This is a genomic window from uncultured Holdemanella sp. (genome assembly GCF_958348295.1).
Lineage (GTDB): Bacteria > Bacillota_I > Bacilli_A > Erysipelotrichales > Erysipelotrichaceae > Holdemanella.
In genome coordinates, this window is record NZ_CATVYQ010000010.1 from 26,142 (window position 1) to 46,067 (window position 19,926).

At 34.6% G+C, this 19,926-nt stretch carries 15 protein-coding genes; 12 read left to right on the plus strand and 3 right to left on the minus strand.

From position 1 onward, the window contains the following. The first annotated feature begins 146 nt into the window (after positions 1–146). A complete protein-coding gene (locus tag Q3907_RS10690) occupies positions 147–305 on the plus strand; it encodes a hypothetical protein (RefSeq protein WP_367881492.1) in 159 nt (52 codons plus the stop codon). Between the two features lie 89 nt (positions 306–394). On the opposite strand, the gene Q3907_RS03225 is transcribed toward Q3907_RS10690, so the two are convergent. Together Q3907_RS03225 and Q3907_RS03230 are read right to left on the minus strand one after the other, a co-directional pair. After that, a complete protein-coding gene (locus Q3907_RS03225) occupies positions 395–1,141 on the minus strand; it encodes a DeoR/GlpR family DNA-binding transcription regulator (RefSeq protein ID WP_301897213.1) in 747 nt (248 codons plus the stop codon). Between the two features lie 64 nt (positions 1,142–1,205). Next, complete coding sequence (locus tag Q3907_RS03230) at positions 1,206–2,120, minus strand: glycyl-radical enzyme activating protein (protein WP_301897214.1); 915 nt, start codon at positions 2,118–2,120, stop codon at positions 1,206–1,208. A gap of 181 nt (positions 2,121–2,301) precedes the next feature. Here Q3907_RS03230 and Q3907_RS03235 point away from each other — a divergent pair, with 181 nt between their 5' ends. Beyond that, positions 2,302–4,719 carry a glycyl radical protein gene (locus tag Q3907_RS03235; RefSeq protein WP_301897215.1) on the plus strand — a complete coding sequence of 806 codons (2,418 nt, stop codon included), beginning with the start codon at positions 2,302–2,304 and terminating at the stop codon, positions 4,717–4,719. A gap of 404 nt (positions 4,720–5,123) precedes the next feature. Next, positions 5,124–6,782, plus strand: coding sequence for an ABC transporter substrate-binding protein (locus Q3907_RS03240; protein ID WP_301897216.1), 1,659 nt, complete (start codon positions 5,124–5,126; stop codon positions 6,780–6,782). 652 nt (positions 6,783–7,434) lie between these two features. On the opposite strand, the gene Q3907_RS03245 is transcribed toward Q3907_RS03240, so the two are convergent. Continuing rightward, positions 7,435–7,875 (minus strand): MerR family transcriptional regulator, encoded by a 441-nt coding sequence (locus Q3907_RS03245; protein ID WP_301897217.1) that lies wholly within the window; start codon positions 7,873–7,875, stop codon positions 7,435–7,437. Positions 7,876–7,939: 64 nt separating this feature from the next. Here Q3907_RS03245 and Q3907_RS03250 point away from each other — a divergent pair, with 64 nt between their 5' ends. From Q3907_RS03250 to Q3907_RS03290, 9 genes are all read left to right on the plus strand, one after another. Further along, the gene (locus Q3907_RS03250) at positions 7,940–8,476 is read left to right on the plus strand and encodes a flavodoxin family protein (RefSeq protein ID WP_301897218.1); all 537 of its coding nucleotides are present in this window, start codon (positions 7,940–7,942) and stop codon (positions 8,474–8,476) included. 186 nt (positions 8,477–8,662) lie between these two features. Next, a complete protein-coding gene (locus Q3907_RS03255) occupies positions 8,663–10,009 on the plus strand; it encodes an MATE family efflux transporter (protein WP_301897219.1) in 1,347 nt (448 codons plus the stop codon). Between the two features lie 187 nt (positions 10,010–10,196). Continuing rightward, complete coding sequence (purE, locus tag Q3907_RS03260; RefSeq protein WP_003865622.1) at positions 10,197–10,685, plus strand: 5-(carboxyamino)imidazole ribonucleotide mutase; 489 nt, start codon at positions 10,197–10,199, stop codon at positions 10,683–10,685. Between the two features lie 10 nt (positions 10,686–10,695). Further along, positions 10,696–14,397: a phosphoribosylformylglycinamidine synthase gene (locus tag Q3907_RS03265; RefSeq protein ID WP_301897220.1), complete on the plus strand. Its 3,702-nt coding sequence runs from the start codon at positions 10,696–10,698 to the stop codon at positions 14,395–14,397. Position 14,398: 1 nt separating this feature from the next. Next, a complete protein-coding gene (purF, locus tag Q3907_RS03270; RefSeq protein ID WP_301897221.1) occupies positions 14,399–15,778 on the plus strand; it encodes an amidophosphoribosyltransferase in 1,380 nt (459 codons plus the stop codon). Between the two features lie 3 nt (positions 15,779–15,781). After that, a complete protein-coding gene (purM, locus tag Q3907_RS03275; protein ID WP_301897222.1) occupies positions 15,782–16,813 on the plus strand; it encodes a phosphoribosylformylglycinamidine cyclo-ligase in 1,032 nt (343 codons plus the stop codon). After that, positions 16,807–17,391, plus strand: a complete 585-nt coding sequence (gene purN / locus Q3907_RS03280; RefSeq protein WP_301897223.1) for a phosphoribosylglycinamide formyltransferase — start codon at positions 16,807–16,809, stop codon at positions 17,389–17,391. Before purM ends, purN begins: the two co-directional genes overlap by 7 nt. Beyond that, positions 17,388–18,920, plus strand: a complete 1,533-nt coding sequence (gene purH / locus Q3907_RS03285; protein WP_301897225.1) for a bifunctional phosphoribosylaminoimidazolecarboxamide formyltransferase/IMP cyclohydrolase — start codon at positions 17,388–17,390, stop codon at positions 18,918–18,920. The genes purN and purH overlap by 4 nt, the downstream gene beginning before the upstream one ends. 50 nt (positions 18,921–18,970) lie before the next feature. Beyond that, the gene (locus Q3907_RS03290) at positions 18,971–19,873 is read left to right on the plus strand and encodes a serine hydrolase (RefSeq protein WP_301897227.1); all 903 of its coding nucleotides are present in this window, start codon (positions 18,971–18,973) and stop codon (positions 19,871–19,873) included. Positions 19,874–19,926 lie beyond the last annotated feature (53 nt).

A 19,926-nucleotide genomic window follows, 5' to 3' on the forward strand; every position in this document is an offset into this window, starting at 1 on the left:
ACCGAATATTCAAGACTTAAAAAAATCTGAATATCGGTCTTTCTTTTGTTTGTGCAAAAATAGCTAGTTAATTGTAATGCATATCAGATATCGTTTCAATTTTCTTTGTGTTTATCTTATGACGATGTTTCAAAAAATGTGAAGGAATTTTTGAACAGATCAAAGAAGACGATCATTATGATAAATTACGCTGTCGTGGTATATTTGGTGGAAAACTAAAGATATTACTTGTATATATCTATCATAATTTAAGAAGATATCACACTCGAAAACTAGAATTTCAGAAAAACAACAAATTAAACTAAGGCTCTAGGAGTTAAAAAAATAATAAGATAAAAAGAAAGGAGCTAAACTCCATAAATAATAAAAATTACTTATTCGTCATGGCTCCTTTTTAAATTGTTATGACTTGAATGTTTTGATTGTTTAGTTCTTGAATATAAGAAGATTCAATAGAATGATCAGTTATAACAGTTTTTATTTTATCTTTTAAATTTAATGGTACAACACCACGCTTAGAAAATTTATCGCTTTCTGTTAGCACGATTATTTGTTCGGCTTGATGCGACATATCACGTACGGCTTGTGCTCGCATTTGATCACGATTTGAAAAGCCAATTCTAGAATCATATCCATCTGTACCGATGAAAAAATAATCGACAAAAAAGTTGGATACACATTCTTGAACCATAGGACCTACCATAACTTGTGAATCTTGTTGATAAATTCCACCTAAAAGAATAATTTGAAAATTTGATTTTCCACGAATATATTCTGCGATAAAAGCACTGTTAGTGATAATTGTTAAGTCTTTATGAAGTTGTGTTAACGTATCCGCTAAAAGTGCACAACAACTACCACTTTCAATCATAATTGTATCGCCTTCTTTAACAAGTTCAGTAGCTTTTAAAGCTATTTTTTTCTTTTCTTCATAATGATATGCGATTCTACCATTGATATCATCTGTGCTACATAACACAGCATGCCCATGCTCACGTTTGATGATTCCTTTAGCTTCTAATGCATCTAAATCTTTGCGGATAGTTACTTGGGAAACACTTAGGTATTCAGCGAGTTGAGAAACCTCGATTCTCTTTTCAGATGTCAGTAATTCTAATATTTTATTTGTTCTATTTTTCATTTACGTTGATTCCTATCATTTTGTTTATATAATAAGTGTTTTTGATTTCAAATGAAAGTGAAATTTAGAAAAAAGCGTTAATGTTATTCTCTTTAAATATATTTAAATACTCTTTTAAATCTTCTGGATGATACGAAGGAACATTTTCATAATCGTATTTTACATTTAAAAGATGATATTTATTTTCTCCAAATTGATGGAACGGTAGAAGTTGACATTTGTTTATTCCAATGTTGTGAAGTGTTTTTGAAAATTCTTTTGCGTCATCCAAAGAATCATTAAAACCAGGTATAACAGGGATTCGAGGAAGAACTGTTTTGCCATTGGCGATGGCATGTTTCATGTTTAGTAATGGTAACTTATTAGAAACACCTGTACCTTCTATATGTTTATCTGTGTTCCAGTGTTTCATATCAAAAAGAATGTAATCTACATATTCCATGACGTGATCAAATGTTTCTTCTGTCGCAAAACCGGTTGTTTCACAACACGTATGAATTCCTTTTTCTTTAGCGGCTAAGAGAAGTTCTCTTGAAAACTCAGGTTGAAGTAAGAGCTCACCTCCAGAAAGTGTTAGACCACCACCACTTTCTTCATAGAAGGCTTGATCTTGTAAAACAATTTTAAGCACTTCTTCTACAGATTTTTGTTCGCCTTGTGCACTTAATGCGTTTTTTGGACATTCATATACACATTTCTTACATCCACTACACAGACTATGGTTGATTTTGATGGATTTATCAATTGTTTTCATAGCGTTTTTTGGACAGGTTTCAATGCAATGATGACAATTTATACATTTATTTTGATCCCAAAGAATTTGTGTTTGTATAAGCTGACTTTCTGGATTTGCACACCACTTACAACGAAGAGGACATCCCTTTAGAAAAACGGTAGTACGAATTCCCGGACCGTCATTTACACTGAATTTTTGAATGTTAAAAACAATTCCTGTTGTATTTCGATTTGTTGTTGTCATTTAAATTTCCTCATATAGAGTATAAACATTTCAAAGAAGAAAAGCAACAATTATAGTTATGAATGAAAGTAAAAAATGTTTTAAATGAAATTAACGTTGACATAAAATGTGTGTAATGCTATTTTTAAATTGCGAATAAAAGAATATAAAGTTACGAATGAAATGTAATGGGGGGACGGATATGGAAAATGTAGAACATTTTGGAACATTGACAGAACGAATGAAAGAATTTCGAGAAGAAGTTTTAGATGAAAAACCTTATATTGATGCACAACGTGCAATTCTAGCAACTCTTGCTTACAAAGAAAATTTAAATCAACCACGAGTGATGGTTCGAGCTAAAATGCTAGAAAAAGTTCTTGATAATATGAGTATATATATTGAAGACAAATCTCTTTTAGCTGGAAATCAGGCAACTAAGAATCGTAATGCTCCTATTTTTCCTGAGTATACTATGGAATTTGTTATGAATGAATTGGATCAGTTTGAGAAAAGAGATGGGGACGTATTCTATATCACTGAAAAGACCAAGGAACAACTTAGAGAAATTGCGCCATTCTGGCAGAATAACAATTTGCGTGCAAGAGGAGAAGCTCTTCTTCCTGAAGAAGTCCGTGTCTTTATGGAAACAGGTGTATTTGGAATGGAAGGCAAGTTAAATGCAGGAGATGCGCATTTGGCGGTGAACTATGAGCGTATTTTGAAGGATGGATTAAGAGGGTACGAAAAACGTGTAAAAGAATATAAAGCTACTCTTGATTTAACAAATCCAGATAATATTGACAAGTATTGTTTCTATAATGCAGTTCTTATAGTACTGAAAGCGGTGCGTAATTTTGCGAATCGTTACAGCGTTCTTGCGAAAGATTTAGCAGAAAAAGAATTGAATCAAGAAAGAAAAATTGAATTATTGGAGATTAGTAGAATTTGTTCAAAAGTTCCATATGAACCAGCAGAAACATTTCAAGAAGCGGTACAATCCGTATGGTTTATTCAATTGATTTTACAAATTGAATCCAACGGACATTCTTTGAGTTATGGCAGATTCGATCAATATATGTATCCATATTATAATCGAGATATTAAAAATGGTACTATTAAAGAATCTGAAGCCTTGGAATTGTTGACATGCTTGTGGATAAAGACACTTACAATCAATAAAGTTCGTTCTCAAGCACATACGCTAAGTTCGGCAGGGTCTCCTATGTATCAAAATGTAACGATTGCAGGCCAAACAATAGATAAAAAGGATGCAGTCAATGATTTGAGTTTTTTAGTTTTGAAATCTGTTGCACAGACAAGATTGACACAACCAAATTTAACTGTGCGCTATCACAAGAATATCAATAAACAATTTTTGGATGAATGTGTAGAGGTTATGCGTTTAGGCTTTGGAATGCCAGCATTAAACAATGATGAAATTATAATTCCTTCATTTATGGACTGGCAAGTTAAAGAGGAGGATGCCTATAATTATAGTGCCATAGGCTGTGTAGAAACAGCAGTTCCAGGTAAATGGGGTTATCGTTGTACGGGAATGTCTTATATCAATTTTCCAAGAATGCTTTTGTGTACGATGAATAACGGTGTGGATCTTACAAGTAATAAACGTTTTACAAAAGGATATGGCTATTTTACAGAAATGGAAAGTTATGAAGAACTTTTAAAAGCATGGGATAAAACAATAAGGGAAATTACTCGATATAGTGTTATTGTAGAAAATGTAATTGATAAAGCATCTGAAAGGGATGTGCCAGACATTCTTTGTTCGGCTTTGACAGATGATTGTATTGCCAGAGGTAAAACAATAAAAGAAGGTGGAGCGGTCTATGATTTTATTTCAGGACTTCAGGTAGGAATTGCGAACATGGCAGATTGTTTGGCAGCTATAAAGAAGTTAGTGTATGAAGAAAAGAAAATCACAAGACAAGAGCTTTGGAATGCGATCTTAGATGATTTTTCATCACCTGAAAACAAAAAAATTCAGGAAATGTTGATTCGTGAAGCTCCAAAATATGGAAATGATGATGATTATGTCGATCAGTTAATTGTGGAAGCTTATGATTCTTATATTGAAGAAATCGAAAAATATCCGAATACACGCTATAATAGAGGACCAATTGGCGGAATTCGTTATGCAGGAACTTCTTCAATTAGTGCGAATGTTGGACAAGGTATGTCAACGATGGCTACGCCGGATGGACGAAATGCATTCGAACCTTTGGCAGAAGGTTGCAGTCCAGCGCATAATAGCGATAAAAATGGACCTACAGCTGTGTTTAAAAGTGTGTCTAAGCTTCGTACAAATAAAATTACAGGTGGAGTTCTGCTAAATCAAAAAATGACACCTCAAATGTTGTCGACTGAAGAAAATCGACAAAAATTAGAATTGCTGATTAAAACTTTCTTTAATCGCTTACATGGATATCACGTGCAATATAACATTGTTTCTAAAGAAACTTTGATTGATGCACAGAAGCATCCTGAAAACCATAAGGATTTAATTGTTCGTGTAGCCGGATATAGTGCTTTCTTTAATGTGCTTTCTAAAAAGACGCAAGACGATATTATTGGTAGAACAGAACAATCTTTAATGTAAGGAAATGTAAATAATTTGTAAAAACAGTTGAAAACAAATTTTATTAGGTGTATTCTATAGGCAACCGATGCGAAAGAGATCAAACTAAGAACCGGATACAAAGAGATTCTAGTCATGGTGGAAGCTAGATTATTACGACTTAGCAAATGGACTTTCAAGGGCAAGGTGAAAAGATTTTCTTAGTAGCTGCGACGTGTTCCGTGCGTTAAATGGATCGGATGTGATGGCATTCTAGAGGTGGGTATAACTATACCAATTCAGGTGGTACCGCAGATTATTTTGATATTCTGTCCTGTGTCAAATTTTTAATTTGATGCAGGATTTTTTGTTTATAAGGGGAGTGATGAAAAGTGTTAGCTGACTGGTGGTGGTACAAAAAATAAATAATTAGGAGGTAAGAGAATATGTACAAAAAGTTATTAGTATGTGGATTGGCTTTATTGATGTGTGGGTGCAGTACAAAAGCTGCAGGTAATGATCAAGTGTTGACAGTCGGATTAAGTTCGGAAATGAATGGCACATTTTCACCTATGTATTACCAAACGACAAATGATCATTATGTGGTGGATTTAGTGTATCAGGGATTATTGAAATACAACAAAAAAGGAGAGCTAGTTGCGGATTTGGCTAAATCCTTACCAAAAATTAGTGAAGATGGAAAGACAATGACATTTAAATTAAAGAAAGGCATTAAGTTTAGTGATGGATCCAAGTTTACTTCAAAAGACGTAAAAACAACATTTAGTGTTATGGCTGATCCAAGTTATACAGGTCGTTTTGCGAACAATGTTGATTTTTTAGATGGTTATAGCGAATATCACGATGCAGATGCGTCTAGCTTTACTGGAATTGAAACACCAGATAACTATACAGTTGTTTTTCATTTGGATAAACCTAGAATCGATGCGGTTTCTACACTTGGAACACAGAAGATTTGTAGTTCAGAATATTTAAATTATAAAAAAGGAAAAACAGAAAGTATTGAAAAGAAGAACAGTAAGCCAATTGGAACGGGTGCTTATGTATTGAAAAAATTTGAGAAGACAAGTGGAGCTAGTTTAGTTTTAAATTCAAAGTTTAAGGCGAAAAAAGGACAGTATCAAATTTCTAAGATCATGATCAAAAAGACAGATACTTCAACAGAAGTTAAAGAATTGGAAAATGGAACAGTGGATTATATTCCAGATGTGATTGAGGCAAATAAAATAAAATCTGTACAAAAAAATAAAAGTTTATCTGTTGATTCTTATCCAAGCGATCGAGAAAGCTTTATTATCTTTAATTCTTATGCAGGAGCTTGCAGTGATGTTGCAGTAAGAAAAGCCATCGGATATGGATTTAATGCCCAAGAATATATTGATAATTACTATCAAATTGATGGCATGGCCTATAAGCCTGGTACTTTTGGAAATCCCGTTTCTTTAAATAATGGAAAAATGATTCGTAATGAAGAAAAGGTCGATGGTGTTACTTATTATGATTATAATGTAGAAAAAGCCAACCAAATCTTAGAGGAAGCTGGATATACATTGGCAAATGATGGATATCGTTATAAAGATGGTGAAAAATTAACAGTTCGTTTCTTGGCAAATAAAGATAAGGATTCTTTGGATTCTTTGATTCCAGTTTTACAGAAGTGTTTAAATGCGATTGGAATTGATTTTAAAGCCAATACCGTTGAATTTAATACTGTCATTAGTACAGTACAGGATGATGCACAAACAGATAGTTGGGATGCGACATATCTTGGATTTTCTTATGGCTCACCAGATGATACAGGCATTAACTTTATTTTAAGAACGGGGGCTACAAATAACTTTGGTCGTTTGAGTGATGAACAACTAGACACTTATTTAGATGCAGGTATGTATACTTCAGATAATGAAGTTTCTAAAGAGAACTATCATAATGCTTTAGTTCGCCAAAGTGAATTGTGTGGTTATTTACCTGTAGATTCTACTAAAACATATTGTTTAAGAAATAAGAATATCAAAGGAATGCACACAACATCTGTTTATAATTGGGCTCAATCCATTGCGACGGCGTATATTGTAAATAAATAACGTATGATGTATCCTAATGGATATTAGGGCAAAATATAGTCCTGTACTAACTTAATGTTGGTGCAGGCTTTTCTTGTATATTAAGATTTTGGTTTCGGAATAGAAAAAAATGACATGTGAAATAGCACTGAAATATCACAAGATATGAATTATCAGGAACGACAAAAAGGACTATTGAAAATAGCCAACATTTTGTATCCATCTTTAGTTGTAGATTATTTTTTTACAATCATTTTATGATCGCATTCAGGGCAGTGTATCATATAGTTTTCTTCAGGTTCATTTGGAAATAATTCGTCGATTAACCATCTAGGTACTTCTTCTTCGTAACCGCATAAGGAACAAAGTCATTCGGGTCGTGTGATTGTTGCCCACAAAAAACATGTGAGTGAAATTACAAAATTAACGGCTGAAGAAAGAGTTATCTATATGTAAGATATTAATAGAGTAGCTTGTGCTATACACGAAATCTTCAATCCAGACAAAGTAAATTATGGAGCATATGGAGATACGGGACACCATCTTCACTTGCGTGTAGTTTTTAAGTATAAGGATGGATATGAATGGGGTGGTGTATTCGCAATTAATCCTAGTGTTAAGACTTTGTCTGAAGAAGAATATCTGGACATGGTACAAAAATTATCGTAAATAATTATTCATGACTAGCATCATATAGTTTTTGAATATCTTCAGGAAGCTTGTCTGGAAGCATAGCTTGAATATTTTTTTCAGTGCCATCTTCAATAGCTTTTTCGTAGTACCAACATTTGAATTCTAAAAGGGAAAGTGCTTTTTGAAGACTTTGAATTTCAGCTTCTACTGCCGATTTTCTAGCTTCAAATAATTCTTTCCTTTTTTCATAAGTTTCACTACCTTGTTCTACCCACAAAAAGAATTGATTGATTTCTTTTATACCAAGACCTGATTTCTTTAGGCATTCAATGACTTGTAAGGCTTCGATTTCATTATGACTAAAGTAGCGAATATTTCCTTTGCGTACAAGGTTAGGAAAAAATCCTTCTTTGTCATAATATCTGAGTGTAGAAATGGGTAAATCAAACATTTGTGAAACTTGTCCTATTGTATAATACATAATTTCCTCCTTGACCTAAAGTTAACTTTAGGCATTATAGTAATACTAGAAGGGTTGTGTGTCAATGAAAGTTTTAATTATTTCAACAAGTTTAAGAACAAATAGTAATTCGGATATTTTAGCAAGACAATGTGAAAAAGGAGCTATTGAAGCAGGGCATGAAGTAGAGTATGTGTCTTTGAAGGGAAAAAGAATTGAGTATTGTATTGGATGTTTATCTTGTATCAAGAGTGGTCATTGTGTGTTAAAGGATGATGTTGCTGATATTATGGAGCGTGTTAGACAGGCTGAAGTTATTGTTTATGCGACTCCAATCTATTATTATGAAATGTGTGGTCAAATGAAAACATTACTCGATCGTTTAAATCCTTTGTATGCGAGTGAATATGCATTTCGAGATATCTACATGATCGCAACGGCTGCAGAAGATGACAAAAGTGCATTTGATAAAGCGTATAATGGACTTCAAGGTTGGGTTGACTGTTTTGAAAAGGCGACTGTAAAAGGTATTGTGGCAGGTGCTGGTATTAATGATGCCAAAGATGCACTGAATCATAAGGAGATTATGTATAGGGCATATGAGCTTGGTAAGAACTTATAATGTTCTGACTTGATGGTGTATATGTTCGATTCTTAAAGAAAATTGGCACTATAATTATAATGCGAAAGTATTGAATGAAATTAGGGGTTAATGACGCTTATTCTATAAGCAGTTCAGAAGAGTACGCCGTTCTTGTAGGGCGGTGGTGAATTCAGCGTTACTGTTTTTTGATATGGGGAGGGTTTTATGGCAAAACAAAGTTCAATTCAGTTAATGACAAAAGGAAGTATTGCCAAACAAATCATTGGCTATGCGATACCTATATTTATAGGATATCTTTTTCAACAACTCTACAATACTGTGGATGCATTGATTGTGGGTAACTTTCTAGGACAGAATGCATTAGCGGCTGTTACGAGTGTTGGCTCTTTAGTTTTTTTATTTGTCGGTTTCTTCAATGGTTTTGCGACAGGAGCAAGTGTCATTGTTGCCAATGCGATAGGTGCACAAGATGAGAATAGAACAAAAAAAGCGGTATATACAACAGCTACATTCGGGATTATCCTAGGGCTTATTATGACAGTTAGCGGCTATGCATTAACGGATCAAATGTTGATGTGGATGGGATCTCCTCAAGAAGTATTTGGCTTATCTTCTACATATTTAAAAATTTATTTTTTAGGCGGTTTTTCTTTAGTCTTGTATAACATGCTTGTGGGCATCATTCGCGCAGGAGGCGATGCCAAACATCCTCTATATTATTTAATCGTAAGTTCGATATTGAATGTGATATTAGACATTATATTCATCACTATGTTTAAAATGGGGGTTGCCGGTGCTGCCTGGGCAACAATCATTTCTGAATTTGCGAGTATGTTTTTGTGTGTTTTGCAATTGGCAAGAGAAGAAAGTATTTTGCATATTTCATGGCTACACTTAACTTTGGATTTTGAAAATCTTAAACAAATCTGTATTTATGGCTTGCCAACAGGATTACAAGGTTGTGTGATAGATTTTGCGAATGTCATGATTCAGTCGTACATCAATTCATTTGGGGCAGCAGCTATTGCGGGTATTGGTGCGTATTCAAAGGTAGAAGGATTTATTTTCCTTCCTGAAATTTCTTTTTCGATGGCACTTACGACATTTGTTTCACAAAATGAAGGAGCCGGACAAAAAGAGCGTTCTCGAAAGGGAATCTTGTTTGGGCTTGCGGCTGCATTATTAATGATTGAATGCTTGGGTATTTTGATCTATTTGTTTGCGCCAACTTTTATTTCGTTCTTTAATCAAAATCCAGAAGTAATCAAAATTGGTGTGGATCGTGCGCGAATTTGTGCTTTCTTCTATATACTTTTAGGCTTTTCACATGTAGTTTCAAGTGTTTTAAGAGGTTTAGGACGTCCGGTGATGCCAATGGTAGTCATGCTTGTGTGTTGGTGTGCTGTTCGTGTTGTTGTTTTAATGACGATAGGACAGAGCGTACACAGCTTGTATTTAACGCATTGGTTGTATCCGATTACTTGGGGATTAAGCTCAATTGTTTATACGCTTGATTTAAGAAAATATAAATTGTTCACACCTAGAATTTAACTTTCATGAAATATGGGTTGTCATTTGAGTTGGTTTTAGGTATTATAATTTTGCAGAAGTGTTTTTCTGATTTTGGAGGTCTTACTTATGGTCTTAAGAAGATTTACCACAATTGATAGAGAAGAATTGCTTTTTTAAGTGTGCCTACTATAGGTGCGCTTTTTTTGTTTTGGAAGGAAGGTCATTTATGGAAACAAAGCGTGTTTTAATTGTGATGGGTTCTCGTTCAGACTTACCAAGTATGGAAGGCTGCATGAAACAATTAGACGATTTTCAAGTCGGATATGAAGTTCGTGTATTAAGTGCTCACCGTACTCCAGAAGCTGTTTTGGAATTATCAAAGACAGCATGTGAACGTGGAATTCAGGTTATTATTGCGGCAGCCGGAGGAGCAGCACATTTAGCTGGAGTTTTAGCTAGCTCTACACCGTTGCCAGTTATTGGAATCCCTATTCAGACATCTGCTTTAGGTGGATTGGATTCATTATTATCAACAGTACAAATGCCTCAAGGAGTTCCTGTTGCGACAGTAGCGATTGGAAAATCAGGAGCAAGAAATGCAGCAATCTTAGCTTGTCAGATGATTGGACTTAATGATAAGTCATTACAGGATAAGATTGTTGAGTTTAAAAAAGAACAAGCACAAAAAGTATTAGAACAGTCAATTGTTGAATAAGGAGAAGGAAATGGATACTCGTATTTTTGTTCATAAAAAAGAACAGTTTCAGGTTGAAAGTGAATCATTAGCGGCTGAATTAAGACAATCTTTATCTTTAAAAGAAGATTTTGGTCTTACAAAATACAATTTATATGATATTTTTGATGCTGATGAAAATGATATTGAATTATTAAAGAAAAATGTTTGTAGTGAAGTTGTTACAGATGATGTATATGATTCTGTAGACTTGGAAGGTAAATCATATTTGGCATATGAATTTTTACCAGGTCAATACGATCAAAGAGCAGACAGTGCAATGCAGTGTTTAATGCTTTTGAACAACAAACAGACAGTACGTATTCATTCAGGTACTTTATTAGTGTTTTTAAACCCAGTAGATGAAGAAACACTTAATAAAATCACACACTATATTGTTAACCCTGTTGAAGCACGTGTTAAAGACCTTTCTGTATTGGTAGATGATCAGGACGTTGAAGTAAAAGATGTTCCTGTTTTAGAAGGATTTACAACAAAGACGAAAGAAGAATTAGATTCTTTACGTCAGACTTTAGGGTTGGCCATGTCTCAAGCGGACATTGAACATGTTCAACGTTACTTTGAAAAGGAAGAAAAAAGAGATTGCACAATGACTGAACTACGTGTCTTAGATACATATTGGTCAGATCACTGTCGTCATACTACTTTTGAAACTGTATTAGATAATGTACATTTCCACTTAGATACATTGTCTGATGAATTACAGGCTTCTTACGATAATTATTTAAAATTACGCCAGGAAGTTCATGGAAATCGTAAAGAAAAAACATTGATGGATATGGCTACTATTGCTGGAAAATATCTTCGTAAGCAAGGTAAACTTGATGATATGGAAATTACAGATGAAATCAATGCATGTAGTGTTGAAATCACAGTAGATGTAGATGGAAAAGACGAACAATGGTTGTTGATGTTTAAAAATGAAACACATAACCACCCTACAGAAATTGAACCATTTGGTGGAGCAAGTACATGTATTGGTGGGGCTATTCGTGATCCATTATCAGGACGTAGCTATGTATATCAAGCTATGCGTATTACAGGTGCTGGAGACATCACGAAACCAATTAGTGAAACTTTAGAGCACAAATTACCTCAATCAAAGATTTCAAAGACAGCGGCTCATGGTTATTCAAGTTATGGTAACCAAATTGGTTTGGCAACTACATTTGTAGATGAAATCTATGATGATGGTTATGTAGCTAAACGTATGGAGGTTGGTGCTGTTGTTGGTGCAGCTCCTAAATCACATGTAAAACGTGAACAACCACAAGCAGGCGATATCATTGTTATGATTGGTGGAGCTACTGGTCGTGATGGAATTGGTGGAGCTACAGGTTCAAGTAAAGAACATAATGAAACAAGCTTGGAAAAATGTTCAAGTGAAGTTCAAAAGGGTAATGCCTTAATTGAACGTAAATTACAGCGTCTATTCAGAAATCCTGCTTGTACAAAATTAATTAAAAAGGCCAATGACTTTGGAGCAGGTGGAGTCAGTGTTGCCGTAGGTGAACTTGCGGATGGATTGGATATCAACTTAGATGCAGTTCCAGTTAAATATCAAGGCTTAGATGGTACAGAATTAGCTATTAGTGAATCCCAAGAACGTATGGCTGTATGTATTGAGGCTAAAGATTTTGAAAAGTTCAAAGAAGAAGCATATAAGGAAAACTTAGATGCTATCAAAGTTGCGGATGTTACAGATACAAATCGTTTAGTCATGAAATGGCGTGGTGAAACGATCGTTGATATGTCTCGTGCTTTCTTGGATACAAATGGTGTCCGTCAACACCAGGTTGTTGATGTTTGCGAAAATGAATATGATGAACATCCATTTGATGCAGTTAAATCAGATTTAAATACAGTATTACAAGATGCGAATGTTGCAAGTCAGATTGGCTTGGCAGAAATGTTTGATGCTTCAATCGGAAAGAGTACAGTATTGATGCCTTTTGGAGGTAAATATCAATTAACTCCAGAAGAAGGTTCTGTACAAAAATTACCAGTTCATGGAATGACAAACACATGTTCTGTTATGACATATGGATATGATCCAAAAGTATCTAAATATTCTCCATATTTAGGTGCTAGTTATTCAGTTGTTGAAGCATTAGCTCGTATTACAGCATTGGGTGCTGACTATAAGAAGTGTCGTTTATCAAATCAGGAATATTTTGAGCACTTAGGTGCAGATGCACAAAAATGGGGACAACCATTTGAAGCATTATTAGGTTTGATTGATGCACAATTAGCATTTGAAACACCAAGTATTGGTGGTAAAGACTCTATGAGTGGAACGTATAAAGATATTCATGTACCTCCAACAGTAATCACATTTGCGGTAACTACAGCGAAAACAGATAATATCGTATCTGCTTCATTCAAAAATCCTGGAGACTATGTATACTTAGTAAAACATACACCGGTTAAGAATCATGTTCCAAACTATGAACAATTGAAAGAAAACTTTGAAACAGTTCATAAATTGATGCAGGAAAAGAAGATTGTTGCGGCAAGCACAATTAAATTTGGTGGATTAGGAGCAACTGTTGCGAAGATGGCATTTGGATCTAAAGTCGGTGTTGCAATCAATACAGAAGAAGATGTATATGGATTCAATTTGGGTTCAATGATTGTTGAAGCTACAGAAAGTATTCAAGATGAACATTTAGAATTGATTGGTATCTTAAATGATGATTCTAAAATTGTATTAAATGAGGAAACAGTTGAAATCGAAGATGCATTAAAGGCTTGGACAAAACGTTATGGTGAAATTTATCCAATGATTGTGGATGAAGGAAAAGAAACGTTAGAAACACCTTTAAATGATGTTGAAGTACCTATGTCTAAGGTTGTGGTGGAAAAACCAAAAGTAATTATTCCTATCTTCCCTGGACAAAACTGTGAATTTGATACAACAGCTAAGTTTGAACGTGCTGGTGCAGAAGTAAAACAAGTTGTATTTAATAACTTAACGGTTGAAAATATTCAAAAGAGTATTGAAACTTTGGCTGAAGAGATCAGTTCAGCTCAAATCTTGATGATTGTTGGTGGATTTAGTAGTGGTGATGAACCAGATGGTTCAGGTAAATTTATTGCGAATGTATTAAGAAATCCAAAGATTGCACAAGCAATTGATACAATGCGTGCAAATGATGGATTGATTTTAGGTATCTGTAATGGATTCCAAGCATTGATTAAATCTGGATTGTTGCCTTATGGTGATATTGAAAAATTGGATGCAGAAAATCCAACATTATTTAGAAATAATATCAACCGCCACGTTTCGCATATTGCACGTACGCGCATTACAAGCAATGCTTCTCCATGGCTTGCTGGCATGAAAGCAGGAAATGTATATTCAGTGGCTGTTAGTCATGGTGAAGGTAAATTTGTTGCGAGTGAAGAAGTGTTAAATAAATTGATTGAAAATGGTCAGGTTGCGACACAATATGTAAATGAAAAGGGTGTTCCAACAATGGATGGAAAAGACAACTTGAATGGTTCAAGTATGGCTATTGAAGGTATCTTCTCTGAAGATGGAAAAATCTTTGGTAAAATGGGTCATAGCGAACGTTATGAAAGAGGTTTATTCCAGAATATTGCAGGAAATAAAGACCAAGATATTTTCGCAAATGGTGTTCGTTACTTTACACATAAGCAGGTGAAGTAAAATGGCGATGCAAAAGGTAGTTCAAGATTCTTCTGGAATCGTAGGCTTGTTCAACGTTGAACAAGCCGCCCAGAATATCTATTTAGCAATGCATGCGATTCAACATCGTGGACAAGATGGTGTTGGTTTGGCTATAAGTGATGGAAATAATGTTGTTTGTAAAAAAGGGCTTGGCCTGTTATCAGAAAATTTAAAACAGGATACATTAGATTCTTTAAATGGTGATATTGCGATTGGTCAACTTCGCATGGCAACAAAAAATGATTCTCAATTAGAAAATGTTCAACCTATCATGGTGCGTAGTCATCAAAGATATTTTGCGGTCGTATCAAGTGGTATGATCACAAATGCGATTTCATTAAGAACAAAGTTAGAAAATGAAGGCTTGATTTTCCAAGGAACTAGTGATTCCGAATTGTTAGCGCATTTGATTCAATTGAATCCAGGTTCTTTTGAAGAAAAGATTGAGAAGGCTTGTCGAATGATGAGTGGGGCCTATACATTTATGGTCATCACAAAAGATCATTTATATGTAGTAAGAGATCCGCATGGAATTCGTTCTTTATACATTGCCAAAGTAGGTGATGGTTATTGTATTAGTAGTGAAACTTGTTCGTTCCCAATTCTTGGAGGAGAATTTGTTCGTGAAGTAAATCCAGGTGAATTAATTTGTTTTGATCGTACAGGAATTAAATCAAGTCAAATTTTTGAAAAAACTGAAACTAAAGCTTGTGCTTTAGAATATGTATATTATTCAAGACCGGATAGTATTCATAATGGTTCTACAGTACATGAAGTTAGAAAACAATGTGGTTACTATTTAGCAAAAGAAGAAGATATTAAAGCAGATATTGTCGTAGGTGTTCCTGATTCAGCTTTAAGTGCAGCGGCTAGTTTTGCCAGAACACTAAATGTTCCATATGAAACAGGATTGATTAAAAACCGTTATATTGGATCTACATTTATTCGTCCAACACAGCAGCAAAGAATGCAAGGTATGCGAGTTCGCTTAAATGCGATCAGTTCAGTTGTTAAAGATAAGAGTGTATATCTAGTGGATGATAGTGTTGTAAAAGGTTTTACATCACGTAGAATTTGTCAGCTATTAAAAGAGGCAGGGGCAAAAGAAGTGCATTTACGAATTGCTTCGCCAATGTTGAAATATCCTTGTTTATATGGAGCGGATTCAACGACACAAAAAGATTTAGCTGCTTTCAATTATTCGGTAGATGAAATGAAACAGTTGTTCCAAGTGGATTCGTTACGTTTTATAAGTGTAGAGGATTTCAAAAAATGTGTGCCTGAAACAAGTTGTTTAGCTTGTTGTACAGGTGAATATCCAGAAGAGTTACAAGATTATAAAGATGAGGTAAAGGAGTAGAATATGGCAGAACATTATGCAGCAGCAGGCGTTAGTTTAGAGGCAGGATATAAATCTGTTGAATTGATTAAGGAGCATGTTAAGAAAACAATGCGTCCAGAAGTATTAGGAGGACTTGGTGGTTTCTCTGGTGCTTTCTCATTATCCAAAATTAAAGATATGGAAGAGCCAGTATTACTTTCTGGTACAGATGGTTGTGGTACGAAAGTTAAACTTGCGATGGTCATGGATAAGCATGATACTATCGGTATTGATGCCGTAGCAATGTGTGTAAATGATATTGCATGTGCAGGTGGAGAACCATTATTTTTCTTGGACTATATCGCATGTGGAAAGAATGTTCCTGAAAAAATTGCAGATATTGTTAAGGGTGTGTCTGAGGGATGCCTACAATCTGAAGCCGCTTTGATTGGTGGAGAAACAGCTGAACATCCAGGTTTAATGCCAGAAGATGATTATGATTTAGCAGGCTTTGCCGTTGGTGTTTGTGATAAAAAAGATATGATCACTGGTAAAGACCTTAATGTAGGAGATGTATTAATTGGGTTACCTTCAACAGGGGTTCACAGTAATGGTTTTTCATTGGTTCGTAATGTATTTGATATTACAAAAGAATCTTTAAATACTTATTATGATGAATTAGGGAAAACTTTGGGAGAAGCATTGTTAGCTCCTACAAAGATTTATGTAAAAGCATTAAAACATATTAAAGCCAATGGAATTACTTTAAAGGCTTGTAGCCACATTACAGGTGGTGGATTCTATGAAAACGTACCTCGCATGTTAAAAGAGGGTATGGGTGTTAAAATTGATACTAAAGCTTTTCCAAAGCCTCCAATCTTTGATTTGATCCAGAAAAATGGAGATATTTCAACAAAAGAAATGTATAACGTATTTAATATGGGACTTGGTTTTGTGATGGCTGTAGATCCAGCGGATGTTGAAAAGGTCCAAGCTGTATTAAATGAAATCAATGAGCCTAGCTATGTGGTTGGTAAAGTAACTGAAACAGGACAGGTAGATGTTCAATGGTAAATATTGCAGTATTTGCGAGTGGTTCGGGGACTAACTTTGAAACAATCTTGTCGCATATTGAAGATGGATCTTTGCATGTGAATTGTGCTTGTTTGATAGCTGATAAAGAGAATGCGTACGCAAGAATTCGTGCGCGTAATCATGGAATTGAAGAGTTTTACTTTAATCCTAAGGGATATGATGGTAAAGCGGGTTATGAAGCAGCTATATTAGAAGTATTAAAAGAAAAAAAGGTGGATTTGATTGTATTAAGTGGATATATGCGTTTTATTGGACACACTTTATTGAGTGCGTATCCAAATCGTATTATCAATTTGCATCCAGCTTATTTACCTGAATTTCCAGGAGCTCATAGTATTGCGGATGCATATGAGGCAAAAGTAGCACAAACAGGAGTCACTGTTCATTTCGTAGATGAAGGTGTGGATACAGGACCTATCATTCGTCAGGAAAGAGTAGCAATCAATCCATCTTGGGATTTAGAAACATTAGAATCGCATGTACATGCGATGGAATATGATTTGTTCTGGCAAGTCATTGAACAAGTCGCAAAAAGTATTGAGGAGGAAAAAGAATGAAGCGAGCATTAGTGAGCGTATCTGATAAAACAGGTTTAGTTGAATTTGTACAGGGGCTAGTAGATTGTGGATATGAAATTATTTCTACTGGAGGAACAAAAAAAGCTTTAGAAGCAGCAGGAATCCATCCAATTGGGATTAGTGATGTCACTGGTTTTCCTGAAATAATGGATGGTCGTGTAAAAACTTTACATCCAAAAGTTCATGGTGCGTTGCTTTGTGTTCGTTCAAATCCAGATCATGTACGTCAATTAAAAGAATTAGGTATTGAGTATATTGATTTAGTTTGTGTGAATTTATATCCTTTCAAAGAAACAGTGTTAAAACCTGGTGTAACACACGAAGAAATTATTGAAAACATTGATATTGGTGGTCCAAGTATGCTTCGTAGTGCTTCTAAAAACTACCAAAGTATTCCAGTTCTTTGTGATCCAAAAGATTATGATAAGGTTCTTGAGGAAATTAGAGAAAATCATGAAACAACATTAGAAACGCGTGAGCGCTTAGCTGCAAAAGTATTCCGTCATACAGCTCGTTATGATGCGATGATTGCTGATTATTTAACTAAGAAAACACATGAAGAATTCCCGGAAAGTATGACAATTACTTTTGATAAGGTTCAAGACTTGCGTTATGGTGAAAACCCTCACCAAAAGGCTGCTTTCTATAAGGGCATGAATCCTCAATATTCTTTGGCAAATGCAACTCAGCTTCATGGTAAAGAATTGTCTTACAACAATATTCAGGATGGCAATGCAGCTATTGAAATTTTAAAGGATTTTGAGGGTCAATATGCGGCTGTTGGTGTAAAACACATGAATCCATGTGGTGTTGGTATTGGTGAAAATATTGAAGCGGCTTGGGATAAAGCTTATGAAGCGGATTCAATTTCAATTTTTGGTGGTATTGTAGCTTTGAATGCAAAAGTTGAAAAAGGATTAGCAGAAAAACTATCAAAGATTTTCTTGGAAATCATCATTGCTCCAGATTTTTCTGAGGAAGCATTGGAAATTTTGACTCGTAAGAAAAATATTCGATTAATGAAATTAGATACTAGCTTATCTGTTTCAAGTGCGCTAAAATATACAAATGTTAACGATGGTCTATTGGTTCAAGAAATGGATCAACATATAATTAACGAAGAAGATTTAAAATGTGTAACAAATCGTAAACCAACTGAAGAAGAAATCAAACAATTGTTGTTTGGATGGAAAGTTGTTAAACATGTAAAATCCAATGCGATTGTCTTAGCTAAGAATGATATGACAGTTGGCGTTGGTGCTGGACAAATGAATCGTGTTGGTGCTGCAAAGATTGCGATTGAACAAGCTGAAGAAAAAGCAAAGGGTTCAGTTTTAGCAAGTGATGCATTCTTCCCAATGCCAGATACTGTACAGGAAGCCATCAAAGCGGGTGTTACCGCAATCATTCAGCCAGGTGGATCAATCAAAGATCAACTTTCAATTGATGAGTGTAATGAACATGGTATAGCGATGGTATTTACAGGAGTTCGTCATTTTAAACATTAATATAAAAGAGTCTGAATAGACTCTTTTTCATAGTTTGGAAGGGTCTATTTATGGATAAGAAAAATAAAATCGTAATCATTTCTTTATTATCTATTATATTAATTGCACTTTGTATGTTTGCTTCTGAAATAAATAGTACAAAAAAGAAGGCATTTACATCTGTGAGTGAAATAGAGGAAGATCAAAGTACAGAAGTAAAGAATGAAGATAACAGTAAATATATAGATATGGCTTTAGCGAAGGAAATAGAAGTGTATTTCCAAGAAAATAACATTGATCATGAAAGTGTGTCATATTGTATTACGGATTTAAAGCACAATATTAAATATAGTATGAATGAAAATGAGGAATTTATTGCGGCAAGTATATATAAGCTTCCATTGGCAATGTTATATTATGATAAAGTAAATAGTGGTGATTATACTATGGAATCGACTTTACCATATAGTGGATATATGCATGAGGATGCAGGAGTCATTAGTTCAAATTATGCGATTGGAAGTCAAATACCATTAAGTGAATTATTGGATGCATCAATTGTTTATTCGGATAATGATGCAGGTCATATATTGTTTGAAAATCTAGGCGGATGGAAAGAATATAAGGAAGCCATGACTAAGTATACAAGTTCAATTAGTGATAATTATTATTCGGAGGATAATGTTTCAACCGCAAATACAATGAATGATGTTATTACGTATTTATATGCTCATAAAGATGAGTATCAAGGATTGGTAGACAACATGAAAAAAGCAGAGCCGCAAGAATATTTAGATCGAGATATTCAACAGGGAATGCCACAAAAATATGGTATGTATGATTATGCGTTGAATAGTGTCGGCTTTGTAGAATGCGAAACACCATATAGTATAGTTGTATTAACAAGTTTAGGTGATAAAGGGGAAGATGTAATGGCGAAAATAAATAGCATTGCATACGAACATTTTAAATAAGGTCGAAGGGACCTTATTTTTTTCAATCGACTGTAAGCGCATACAGTAAAAAA